The organism is Vogesella facilis (assembly GCF_042648525.1).
GTDB lineage: Bacteria > Pseudomonadota > Gammaproteobacteria > Burkholderiales > Chromobacteriaceae > Vogesella > Vogesella facilis.
Genome location: NZ_JBHRXN010000014.1, coordinates 1 through 11,918, shown reverse-complemented (window position 1 = coordinate 11,918; position 11,918 = coordinate 1). Strand labels below are relative to the sequence as shown.

At 64.5% G+C, this 11,918-nt stretch carries 10 protein-coding genes; 5 read left to right on the top strand and 5 right to left on the bottom strand.

The window, feature by feature from the left end; translation table 11 throughout:
• Positions 1–92: 92 nt before the first annotated feature.
• The 5 genes from tssC to ACFOLG_RS07250 form a co-directional block, all read right to left on the bottom strand.
• A complete protein-coding gene (gene tssC, locus ACFOLG_RS07270; protein WP_386090152.1) occupies positions 93–1,577 on the bottom strand; it encodes a type VI secretion system contractile sheath large subunit in 1,485 nt (494 codons plus the stop codon).
• 3 nt (positions 1,578–1,580) lie between these two features.
• On the bottom strand, positions 1,581–2,093 hold the full coding sequence (gene tssB, locus ACFOLG_RS07265) for a type VI secretion system contractile sheath small subunit (protein ID WP_386090150.1): 513 nt from the start codon (positions 2,091–2,093) through the stop codon (positions 1,581–1,583).
• A 43-nt stretch (positions 2,094–2,136) separates the two neighbouring features.
• Complete coding sequence (gene tagF, locus ACFOLG_RS07260; protein ID WP_386090148.1) at positions 2,137–3,165, bottom strand: type VI secretion system-associated protein TagF; 1,029 nt, start codon at positions 3,163–3,165, stop codon at positions 2,137–2,139.
• 6 nt (positions 3,166–3,171) lie between these two features.
• Positions 3,172–7,059, bottom strand: a complete 3,888-nt coding sequence (tssM, locus tag ACFOLG_RS07255; protein ID WP_386090146.1) for a type VI secretion system membrane subunit TssM — start codon at positions 7,057–7,059, stop codon at positions 3,172–3,174.
• Between the two features lie 98 nt (positions 7,060–7,157).
• Positions 7,158–8,030: a M15 family metallopeptidase gene (locus ACFOLG_RS07250; RefSeq protein WP_386090143.1), complete on the bottom strand. Its 873-nt coding sequence runs from the start codon at positions 8,028–8,030 to the stop codon at positions 7,158–7,160.
• 162 nt (positions 8,031–8,192) lie between these two features.
• On the opposite strand from ACFOLG_RS07250, the gene tssJ reads away from it, so the two are divergent.
• The 5 genes from tssJ to ACFOLG_RS07225 all read left to right on the top strand — a co-directional run.
• A complete protein-coding gene (gene tssJ / locus ACFOLG_RS07245; protein WP_386090141.1) occupies positions 8,193–8,729 on the top strand; it encodes a type VI secretion system lipoprotein TssJ in 537 nt (178 codons plus the stop codon).
• 67 nt (positions 8,730–8,796) lie between these two features.
• Positions 8,797–10,143: a type VI secretion system baseplate subunit TssK gene (gene tssK, locus ACFOLG_RS07240; protein ID WP_386090139.1), complete on the top strand. Its 1,347-nt coding sequence runs from the start codon at positions 8,797–8,799 to the stop codon at positions 10,141–10,143.
• Positions 10,144–10,150: 7 nt separating this feature from the next.
• Positions 10,151–10,855, top strand: coding sequence for a type IVB secretion system protein IcmH/DotU (icmH, locus tag ACFOLG_RS07235; RefSeq protein ID WP_386090137.1), 705 nt, complete (start codon positions 10,151–10,153; stop codon positions 10,853–10,855).
• A 3-nt stretch (positions 10,856–10,858) separates the two neighbouring features.
• Entirely contained in the window at positions 10,859–11,344 is a 486-nt protein-coding gene (tssE, locus tag ACFOLG_RS07230; protein ID WP_386090135.1) for a type VI secretion system baseplate subunit TssE, read from the top strand.
• Positions 11,344–11,918: type VI secretion system Vgr family protein (locus ACFOLG_RS07225; protein ID WP_386090133.1), on the top strand; the 575-nt coding region annotated here is incomplete at its 3' end. The genes tssE and ACFOLG_RS07225, both read left to right, overlap by 1 nt.

Genomic DNA, 11,918 nt, shown 5'->3' with positions numbered 1-11,918 from the left:
ATTCTCCTAGGGTAATAAAAAGGAAGCAGAGCTTCCTGAACACGTGCCAGCTACGGCGACTGCGCAAGCAGCTGCCGTGCGGGCGACAGGCGTTAGCCAGCCGGCTGCGGCAGCTCGGCAACCAAACGCAGGGAAATGGTGAGTTCGTCCAGCTGGAAGTGCGGGCGCAGGAAGGCGGCGGCGCGGTAGACGCCGGGTTTGCCCGGCACCTCCACCACGTCGACGCGGGCTTCGCGCAACGGGTACTTGGCCTTGGCTTCCTGGCTGGCGGAGTCGTCCAGCAGGACGTATTGCGCCAGCCAGGTGTTGAGGAAGTCCTGCACGTTCTGGCGCGAGGCGAAACTGCCGATCTTGTCGCGCATGATGGATTTCATGTAATGCGCGATGCGGGATACCGCGAAGATGTAGGGCAGCTGGGTGGACAGGCGCGCGTTGGCGTTGGCCGCATCGGTGTTGTAGGTCTTGGCCTTCTGTACCGACTGGCCGCTGAAGAAGGCGGCGTAGTCGGTGTTCTTGCAGTGCACCAGCGAGATCAGCCCCAGGTCGGACAGCAGTTTTTCGGTGCGGTCGGTGATGGCCACTTCAGTGGGGCATTTCAGTGCCACTTCGCCATCGTCGGTCTTGAAGGTGTGCGCCGGCAGCCCTTCCACCAAGCCGCCGCCTTCCACGCCGCGGATGGCGGCCAGCCAGCCGAATTGGGCGAAGGCGTCGGTCAGTCGCGCGGCGTAGGCGTAGGCGGCATTGGTCCACAGGTATTTGCCGTGGTGGCTGCCGTCAACGTTTTCCTCGAAGTCGAAGGCCTCCACCGGCACGTTGTCTCGGCCATAGGGCAGGCGGCCCAGCACGTGCGGCAGCACCATGCCCACGTAGCGGGAGTCTTCCGATTCGCGGAACGATTTCCACTTGGCGTATTCGACGGTGTCGAAGATCTTGGCCAGGTCGCGTGGTTTGCCGATGTCGGTGAAGCTTTCCAGGCCGAACAGGCCGGGGGCGGCCGCGGTGATCAGCGGGGCATGCGCCGAGGCGGCAACGTGGGACAGCTCGTCCAGCAGGTAGAAGTCCTCCGGGTGGCGGGTGAATTCGTAGTCGCCCACCAGCGCGGCATAGGGCGCGCCGCCGAAGGTGCCGTACTCCTCCTCGTAGATCTTCTTGAACAGGGCGCTCTGGTCGAACTCCGGCGAGGCCTTGAAGTCTTTGACCAGATCCTTCTTGCTGGCGTTGAGCACCTTGATCTTCAGCATGGTGCTGGTTTCCGACTCCATCACCAGGTATTTCAGACCGCGCCAGGAGGATTCCAGCTTCTGGAACTCGGCGTGGTGCATCACCTCATTGAGCTGGGCGGACAGCAGGGCGTCCAGCTCGGCGATGCGGGCATCGATGCTGGCGGACAGATCGCGCGATATCGTTACGCTGCCTTCCAGCACCTGGGCCACCAGCTCGCCGATCAGGTCGCGAGTGTGGCCTTTCTCGCTGTCGTTGGTGGCGATGCGGCTCTGTTCGATGATGCTGTCCAGCAGGCTGCTGGCTTCCTGTGCGCCGGGGTTGGCCGCGGCTTCCAATTGTTGCGTGCTGCTCATGGTTTACTCCCCGGTGTTTTCGCTGTTGGCGGACTGGCTGATCTGGCGCAGCTTTTCGGTGTCGCGCAGCACTTCATCCAGCAGCTCTTCCAGTTTGTCGTTGCCGGCCAGCTTGTTGCGCAGATCGGCCAGGCGGGTGCGGGCATCCAGCAGTTGTTTGAGCGGTTCGACCTGCGACACCACGTTCTGCGGCTCGAAGTCGGCCAGCTGGTTGAAGTTCAGCTCCATGGCCAGCTGGCTGCCGTCTTCCTGCAGTTTGTTGCCCACCTTGATGGCCAGCCGCGGCGCCATGCCCTTGAGCACTTCGTCGAAGTTGTCGCGGTCGATCTGCACGAACTTGCGCTCTTTCATCTTGGGCAGCGGGTTCTTGCTGTGGCCGGAGTAGTCGCCCAGCACGCCCAGCACGAAGGGCAGTTCCTTGGTTTCGATGGCGTCGCCGATCTCGACGTCGTAGGTGATCTGCACGCGGGGCGGGCGAACCCGCGACAGTTTTTTCTGGGTGCTTTCTTTGCTCATGGTTTGGCTCTCGAAAAAGACGGTCTGTCAGGGTTGAACGGTGTCAGGCGATGCTGCGGGCAAGGCTGGCGACCAGGTCGCGCAACTGCGCAAGGTTGAGGCCGGGGTCGTTCAGGCGGCGGCCCAGGATGTAGCTGGCCTCGGCATAGGACTGGTGGCGGCGCCACGGTGCCTGCTCGTCGGCGATGTCCACCACGTAGCGCGCGTTCAGCGGCTCGCCCCAGCACTGCGCCACGATGTGCGCGTCCGGTGAGCGTGGCTGCAGCGCCAGGAAGCGGCCTTCCGGGCGGTTGATCAGCAGGCATTGCGCATCGTCGGCGTCCTGCGTGCCGGCCGCGGCCTGGTACAGCGACAGCCAGGTGGCTGCGGCCAACACGTCCTCGCCATCGGCGGCCGGCAGTGGCAACAGGTAGGTCTGCGCGCACAGGCTGTCGTGGAAGCGACGTTGCATCTGGCTGTGGAAGATGAAGGCCAGCAGGGTGGCTTCCAGCGATTGCCCCTGCAGGCGGGCGAGCAGGCTGTTCAGTTGCTGTGCCGCGGTGGTGGCCAGGTGGTGGCCCAGCAGCTGTTCGGCCAGCGCCACGTCATCGCTGGAGGCGGCGCCAAACAGCGACTGCGCCTCGAGGAACTGGCGGCAGGCCAGCATTTCCACCGAGTTGTCGATGGCGCTGGTCAGCTGTTCCTTCAGCCCGGAGAAGTACAGTTCGCCGGCCAGCAGCAGCACCGCCAGCGGCGGCAGCGCCAAGGTTGCCGGCAGCTGGGTGGCGGCCACCAGCGGGAAGTTTCGGCCGCTTTCATCGTGGCTGGGCTGGATCACGCCCAGCGACAGCCAGGCACGGTCGCGGCTGCGCAGCACAAAGCAGGAGCCGGGCATGATGCGGTAGCGTGCGATGGCGTCGGCATCGGCGGACAGCAGGCTGATGCTGTCCGCCAGCAGCTGGTCCAGCTGTGCCGCCGCCGGATGGGTGGCATTGATGCGGATGAAGTCGGCGCGCCGCGGCAGCTTGCCGAAGATGCAGTAAGCGGCGGCGACTTCCTGGGTGCGTTTGAAAGTGAAGCTCAAGGCCGTCATTCCCGGTTACAACGTCACGCGCTCGGGCAACGTCAGTTTGTTGAGGCGGGTCAGCTGCAGCGGGTTCACGCCACTGAGTACCCGGAAGTTGATGCGTACGGTCTGGGCCTCGCCTTCCGCCTTGCGCAGCGGCCAGGCCAGCAACGTGCCATCCGGGCCGTCCTGCAGCACCTTGGCGCTGGCCAGCAGGCGCATCAGTCCCATGCCGCCGGCGTAGTTGGCCACCACGCTGCTGGCGCCGTTGTAGCTGAGCACCTGGATGCGCGCGCCGGCACTCTGGCTGTTGCCGTTCCAGGTGAATGGCTGCCAGGCTTGCGGGCCGTTGCGGTAGCGCAGCTCCTGGCCATCGATGTCGAACACGATTTCCGACAGGCCGGGAGTGGGCTGTGGCTGCAGCTCGAAGCGCAGCCCGTCGCCATCCTGCAGCTGGCCGTTGGCCAGCGCGTTCAGGCTGCTGACGCTGCTGAGGAAGGCCGGGTTGAACTTGATGCCCAACGCACCCCAGGCGCGCGGTACCAGCTCGTCGCCGCGTTTTTGCACCAGGCCGGCCAGGTATTTGTTGATGAAGCGATCCAGCGTGCCGTCATTGGCTTTCAGGAAGCGGTTAATCTCGGCGATGGAGGCGGTATTGCCGGATTCGCTGAACGGGTATTTGGCAGCCAGCTGGCGCCACTGCGGCAGTACCTCGGCGGCCCAGGCCTGGTTGATGTCGGTGCTCACCGGGCCGAGCAGGGCGCTGTAGGCGCCGCTCAGCGGGCGTACCAGCATCGGGCGCACCATGCTGACGGTGTCTGGCGTACTTTGCGCCAGCAGCGCGTTGTCGACATAGCCGATGCTGTCGGCCAGCTCGGAACCGCTGTTGTTGAAGGTGGCCTGCAAGGTGGAGCGGGCCAGTGCGCCCGGCTCGTCGGTGCTGGCAATGGCACCCAGCTTGGCCTTGAGCTTGGCCAGCTGGTCGAGGTAGCCGTTGAGCGGCGCATTGTCGCCCTTCACCAGCAGGGCCACGCCGGCAAACTGCTGGCCGACTTCGCCATATTGCTTGCCGTTATTCTTGGCCTCGCCGCTGCCGCCGCCGGTCAGCAGGCTGGCGGTTTTCTCCAGCACCGATTGCTTGGCGTTTTCCAGCGAGCGGTTGAGTTCAGACGGGTTGTCCCATGCCGTCTCGGTGGCGGCACGCGTCAGGATCAGCTTGATCGGCGAGTTTTCGCGGTCGGCCAGACGGGTCATGGCCGATGCCGATTGTGCCGGGGAGGTGAAGTCGCGCACGGTGACGCCCTGCAGGAATTTCTTCCAGCTGGCGCTGTAGGCAGCGCGGTACATGGCTTCCAGCGCCACGCGGTTCTTCTCGCCGTCGCCATCCTTCCCCAGGTTGTCCTGGCTGCTGGCAGCCAGCACCCAGTCGTCGCTGCGGATCTCGCCCTTGCTGGCCTCGCTGATGGCAGCCTTGACGTATTGATCCCAGGCTTCGCGGGTAAAGGCGCCTTCCACCATCTGGCTGCCGGCCATGATGTCGAGGTCGCGGTTGTTCAGGATGCGGGCCACGGTCAGCGGGGCATAGCGGGTGTTGGCGCGGGCGCGGATTTCGTTGAACACGCGTTCCTCGGCCGACATGCGCTTGAAGGAGCCGCGCAGCACGTCACGCGCCTGGGTGACCACGCGCAGGTTGGGCGTGATCAGCGGCAGGTCCGGCGCCTTGATCTGGCTGATGTAGAACGCCAGCAGTTTTTCCGCCACCGCCATCACTTCATCGTTGCTGTACTGGCCGCGCTGCGCTTCCAGATAGGGACGCCAGTAGCGTGGCAGCTGGTCGGCCAGGTGGGCCGGCTCCATGCGTTGCGGCTGGTACAGCATCAGATAGGTTTTCAGCGCGTTGTAGCTGGCGTCCAGCTGTGGCGCTTTGGCGGCAGCCGCCGGCGCGGCAGCACCTTGCGGGTTGCTTGGCGTGCTGCTGCCGGCCGGCAGGTTGCGGCTGGCTCCCATGGTGTCGGTTACCACTTGCTGCGCCTTGCTCTGCGCCGCCGCCGGGTTCCAGCTGGCCGGGCGCAGCGCGTAGCCATCTGCCTGCCTGCTGGTGGCTACCGGACGGGCTGCATGGCGCCACCAGGCAGCCTGGCGGGCGCTGTAATCGTTGGCCGCAAGCGCTACCGGGCGGGCTCGCAGACCATCGTCCAGCGCACCGATCTGGATATTGGGCAAGGACTGGCCCGGCGCTCGCGGGCGCAGCTTGGGGCGCGGCTTGGCCGGTACCGGAGCCGGCGGGGCTGCCGGTTTGGCTACTACCGCCGGGGCAGGTGTCGGCGTCGGCGCGGGGACCGGTTGGGTCTGATCCAGTGCCAGCAGGGTGGTTTCCAGGTTGCGCTGGATCGGGGTGAGCATCAGCAACTTCACGCCGGCGAAATACTCGTTGCGCAGCGCCGTTTCCAGTTCGTTGCCCTGGTACAGGCCCACGCCGATCTGCCAGGGCGCGCCGTCCTGGCGGTAAGCCTGCAGTTGTTCCAGGCGGGTTTGTACCTGCTGCAGTGCGCGCAGGCGGTCATACAGCTGGCCCGAGCCGGCCAGTTTGCGCGCGTTGATGCGCTCCTTGCTGATGTCCGCCAGCAGCTGCTGGTTGCCGATGTAGGACCAGCTCCACAGCCCTGCCAGCGCACACAGGCTCAGCACGCCCAGGGCCATGGCAGCCATGCGCCAGCGGCTGCCGTCGTGGGCACCCTGGCGGGAAATCAGGTGCTGGTCTGGGAACAGCACTTTGCGAAACAAATCGCCCAGGAAGAAGCTGTAGGAGGCCGGCACCTGCTGCTTGTCGCGCTGCGACGGCGCCAGGTCGAACTGTCCCTGCACGCGGCCGGCGGCCACGATGCGCGGCGTGCCTTCCTGCAGGGCGCTGGTGAAGTAGAAGCCGCGCAGCAGCGGGCGGGCGTGGTAGGGGTCTTCCTCGTACAGCAGGGTGATGAACTTGGTCACCGCCTCTTTCAGACCGTGGAACTCGATGGGGAAGGCAAAGTGGGCCGGGCGCACCAGGTCGCCACGGTATTGCAGCAGTTTTTCTTCACCGGCCTGTACCAGGCCGCGGTACAGCAGTTCGAACTGCTGGTTGGCCACATTGCCGGCATCGAAGCCATTGCCCTGATTGGCAGTCAGGGTGCAGCCCCAGACGCGGTCGCGCTCTGCTTCCGGCATGTCCTGGAAGAACTCGGCGAAGCCGCCCAGCAAGTCCAGCTTGGTGAACACCAGGTAGATGGGCACATGCTGGCCGAAAGTGTTGCAGACTTCGTGAATGCGCTCGCGCACCTGGCGCACGTAGAGGGCAAAGCCTTCGCTGTGATGCTGTGCCAGTTCCGGCAGGCTGATGGCAACCAGAATGCCGTTGACCGGCGCCTTGGGGCGGTGCTTTTTCAGCAGCTTGAGGAAGGCCAGCCATTCGCCACGGTCTTCGCTCTGCGTGGCGTAGCGGCCGGCGGTGTCGAGCAGCACGCCTTCGGTGGAGAAGAACCAGTCGCAGTTGCGGGTGCCGCCCACACCCTGGATGCCGCTCTTGTCGCTGAACGGGAAGGTCAGGCCGGATTGCAGGATGGCAGAGCTTTTGCCGGCGGCCGGGTGGCCGATGATCATGTACCAGGGCAGCTCGTACAGCGCTGCGCCACCGCCGTTGTTGCCCAGCTTGGACTTCTTCAGCGTATCGATGGCACCCAGCAGGCGCTGGCGCAGCAGGGTAACCTCGGCGCGCTTTTCCGAGCCGGCATGAATGACGGCATCGTCCGCCTGCTGACGCAGCATTTTTTCCAGCAAGCCGCTGGCGCGACGGGCCAGCAGCTGGCCGATCAGCAGGCTCGCCACCCACAGCAGCATGATGGCGATGATGCAGCCCAGGCGCGCTTCCGCCGTTGCCAGCCCCATCCATTCCCCGAGAAACCATACCAGGACAATCAGGATCAGAAATCCGATCGCTGAAGCCACCTTGGCATGTTGACGCCAACCCTTTTTCACCACCTCGTTCACCTTCCTGTTGGTTTGTTGCTTGCCGACAGCAACTGCTTCAGTGAGCCGCTGCGCTCGATGTGTCCGTAATCCTTGAAGCTCCAGTTGCCGCCCCACGTCAATGCGGCGGCGCCGGCTTCCTCGCCCAGCGCCTGATAGGCCTGCATGGCCCACGCGTCGCGCTCCGAAATCACCACCTTGCCGTTGCGTACCGGCGCCAGATCCACCGCCAGCCCGTACTGGTGCTTGCTCTGCCCCCCCTTGGCCTTGGTGACCAGCGTGGCCTGTCCGGCCAGCGCATCCTGCCGTTCCGGGCTGCGGTAGCCCTCCAGCAGCGTCATGGGGAAACCGCGGGCTTCCATCTTCGCCATCACGCGCAACACGGTTTGCACGAAGGCCGGCTCCAGCCGGCTCCAGTCGCGATCGGCCCCGCTCAGGCGCGGCTGCTCGTTGATGGCATCGCGGAACGCTTCAGGTGGCAGGGGCGGTGGCGGTACCAGTTCCTCTTCCTGCAGCGTGAGCTTGATCCTGGAACTATGTGAATATTCGTTAGGTATGAATTCTGAGGATTCATGCCTGCTACTTAAATTGAGCACCATTACTACCGAAACGGCTGCCAAAGATAGCGATACCAGCGGTATTCTGGCAATGACAAGGTATTTTTTTATGATTTTTTTGGGTTTGTGTGCCACATGGTATGTTGTGGCTGCAACGCTGGCAGCGGGTTGCATCACTGGCGGCGTGCTGGCGCCGCTGATGCCACCGGCTTGGCCCGTTTCTGGCATACTCTCTTCAATTTCAACAGTATTTTTCCTGAAATAGCGAATGCCAATCCAGGAAATCAGGCCAACCAGCAGCAGGCAGATGCCCGGTGCCAGGTACAGGGCCATGAATGGTGACCACATTTTTTCTCAACCCATGCAATGACTTTGTAATGCTATTTTGAATTTTTAATTTTTCTATAAAAATTATGTATTTTTGTGATCTTTGTAGAAAAAATGCTTTTCAATTATGATACGACTTTGGCATGTTTTCCAGAGGCGCCCACACAAATGCTGCTGCACACCCTCAACAGCCGGCTGCCCGGCTGGCTGCCAGCCACAAGCTGGCTGATGCCGTTACTGCTGCTTGCCGGCTGTGCCAGCAACGGCCCGGTGCTGGTCGGCGGCGAAGCCGCCGCCATGCTGAACAAGGACGCGCAGGGCAAGCCGCTGTCGGTGGTGGTGCGTGTCTACCAGTTGAAGTCGGATCAGGCGTTCAACCGCCTGACCATGGAGGCACTGATGGCGGGCAAGTCGGACAAGGACTTGCTGGCGCCGGATCTGCTGTCTTCCCAGGAGCTGACGCTGCTGCCGGGCGGCAAGGCGGGGATAGGGAGCCTGACGGTGGCGCCGGAGGCGACGCACATCGGCCTGGTAGGTATGTTCCGCCAGCCGGATCGCCAGTTCTGGCGGCTGCTGTACAAGGCCGATGACGTACGGCGCGTGGGCTTGCTGTTCCGCGCCGAGGATTGCTACCTGCGTGCGTTGATGCCGCCGGCCAGGCCGATGCCGGGCCAGCCGGTAATGCCGCAGGCGGATTGCCGCTAGGCGGGGCGTAGCGCCCGGTCGTGGTGAATTGAATGGTTGGCCGCAAGGCCATTGGATGGATGTGACGATGCAAGCAGCCAAACGCGTGCTGTGGGGCGAGGGCATGTTCCTGCGCCCGCAGCATTTTCAGCAGCAATCGCTGTTTCTTGAGCAGGATGCCGTACTGCGCCAGCAACTGCTGAGCCGGCATGCCTGGGGTGTGCAGCAACTGGGCCTGGACGAGCAGGCGCTCAAGGGCGGCATGGTGCGCGTGGATGCGCTGGGCCTGCTGTTCCGCGACGGTACCTGCTACCAGGCGCCGCAATCGGCGCCGTTGCCGCTGTCGCGGGATCTGGCCTCCGTGCCGCAGTTGGGCGTGGTCACCACGCTGTACGCCTGCCTGGCCGACATGCAGCCCTACGGTGGCAACACCCGCAGCGGTGAGTCGGCGGGGCGCCCGTGCCGCTACCAGGGAGACAGCAGCGAGCTGGCCGACCTGTACACCCAGGCGCTGCCAGCCGATGTCGCCGTGCTGGAGCCGGACGTGCGGCTGATGTTCGAGGAAGAAAACCGCGACGGCTACGAAGCGATCGCGCTGTGCCGCTTGCAGAAGGACGCCACCGGACAGTGGCAGCAGGCGGAAGATCACCTGCCGCCGCTGCTGGGCATTGCGGCCACCGGCAAACTGCCGCAGCTGCTGCGCCGCCTGCTGGACATCCTGCTGGTGAAAAGCCAGGCACTGGCCGGCGCGCAGCGCGAAAAGGCGCGCAGCGTGATGGAGTACGGTGCCAGCGATATTTCTGCCTTCTGGCTGCTGCATACCGTCAACCGCAACTTCGCCCGTTTGCGCCACCTGTCGCTGAGCAGCCCGCTGCACCCGGAAGAGCTGTACATGGCGCTGGCCGAGTTCTGCGGCGAGTTGCAGACCTTCTCCACCCGCTACGCACTGGCCGACATCCCGGCCTATCAGCACGAAGACCTGCACCGGGTGTTTGCCACGCTGGATCTGCAAATCCGCGAACTGCTGGAGACGGTGATCTCGGCGCGCTACGCGGTGATACCGCTGCATTCGCCCAAGCCGTCCTTCTTCATCGGCCGGCTGGAGAGCGACCGCTTCCTCGACAACGTCGACTTCTACCTGTCGGTACAGAGCGAGCAGCCGGCGGCCCAGATCCTAGACAACGTGCCGCTCAAGTTCAAGATCGGTGCGCCGGACGATGTCGAGAAGATCCTCAACTCCGCCATGCGCGGCGTGGCGTTGAGCCATGCCGCCCAGACCCCGTCCGCCATGCCGGTGCGGGTGGGCAATCACTACTTTGCGCTGCAGCCGCAGGGCGACATCTACGCCCGCATGCTGCAATCGCGCAGCATCTGCATCTACGTGCCGCAAACCCTGTCCGGGCTGAACCTGGAACTGATCGCCGTTTTCCGCTGAGGCCAACATGAGTCAAGCTGCCGCAACCCCCGCCGAGCAAACCGCCACCATCGCCGTCGCCGCCAGCGGCCCCAGCCTGCGCGAAATGCTGGAAGACGGCGTCTACCTGCTGTTCCTGCTGAAAGATGGCAACACGCCGGGCAGCAGCGTGGAATTCAACCGCCGCATCGACCAGTTCCTGCAGCAGTACGAACGCAATGCGCGCAACTTCGGCAAATCGCACGAGGCCATCGGCCAGTCCAAGTATGCATTCTGCGCACTGCTGGACGAGATTGTGCTGGCGTCCGATTTCGCACTGCGCGACGAATGGGAGCGCATGCCGCTGCAGCTGCGCCTGTTCGGCGAGCACCTGGCCGGCGAGGGCTTCTTCAACCGTCTGGAACAGCTGCGGCTGGACCCGGCCAGGCATATCGAGGAGCTGGAGGTGTACTACACCTGCCTGCTGTTGGGCTTCCAGGGCCGCTACCTGCTGGAAGGCGAGGAAAAGCTCGGCTACCTCACCCACAAGCTGGGTCAGGAAATCCAGCAGGTGCGCGGTGGCAAGGCTGACTTCGCTCCCAGCTGGCAGCTGCCGCAGCGCTTCCAGGCCTTTGTGCGCCACGAGCTGCCGCTGTGGCTGTACTTCGCGCTGCTGGCGCTGGCTGCGGCCGCCATCTGGGGCACCTACCACTGGTTGCTGGGTCGCCAACTGCACACACTGTTCGGCATCTAGATCATGCAACCCAACGGCTTGCGGCATACCCGTATCCTGCCATCGGTACTGGATCGCCTGCTGGACGACCAGCCCGACATCAGCCACGGTGCCGACCCGCTGCAGTACGAGCTGCCGCAGTTCCGCCGTGCGCTGGCGCGTGACCTGGAATCGCTGCTTAACACCCGGGTGATGTCGCAGCCGGCGCTGTTCGACGCGCATACCCTGGCCAACGACAGCATGCTGCAATACGGCATCCCCGACCTCAGCGGCATCAGCCTGCTCAACCCGGACGACCGCGAGCTGCTGCGCGAACAACTGCGCCGCGCCATCGAAATCCACGAGCCACGCCTGTCGCGGGTACGGGTGAACCTGGATGCGCCGCGCGAGCTGGAGCGGCACCTGCGTTTCCGGGTGGATGCGGTGCTGAAAGTGCACCCGCACCGTCCACCGGTGAGCTTTGACGCCACCCTGCAACTGTCTTCCAACGTTTACAAGGTGCAGGGCTGATGAACCTCCCCGACCTGCTCGCCAGCTTCGCGTCCGCCTTCAACCAGGACCAGCGCCTGCTCACCCTGCAACTGGGCGACGGTCAGCGCTGGGGCGAGACGCTGCTGCCGCTGACACTCAGCGGCGAGGAGGCGCTGGCCGGCGACTACCGCTTCCGTGTCGAGTGCCTGTCCGCCAGCGATAGCATCGAACTGAAGACGCTGCTGGGTTTGCCGGTGCGGCTCGGCATCGCCGGCGCCGACGGCAGCGAGAGCCTCCGCTGCGGCATGGTCAGCGCTGCCGAGGCGCTGGGCAGCGATGGCGGCTTCGCCAGGTACGCGCTGACCGTCGAGCCGCCGTTCGCGCTGCTGCGGCTGCGCCAGACCTCGCGGGTGTTTCAGGACTTGTCGGTGGAGGCCATGGTGCGGCAGATCTTTGCCGAGCACGCGGCAATCAATCCGGTGTTCGCCGCCGGCCAGGCGCTGGAGTTCGTGTTGTCCGGCCCGTTGCCGCCGCGCAGCTACTGCCTGCAGTACCGTGAATCCGATCACGATTTCATCTGCCGCCTGCTGCGTGAGGAAGGGCTGTCCTGGCG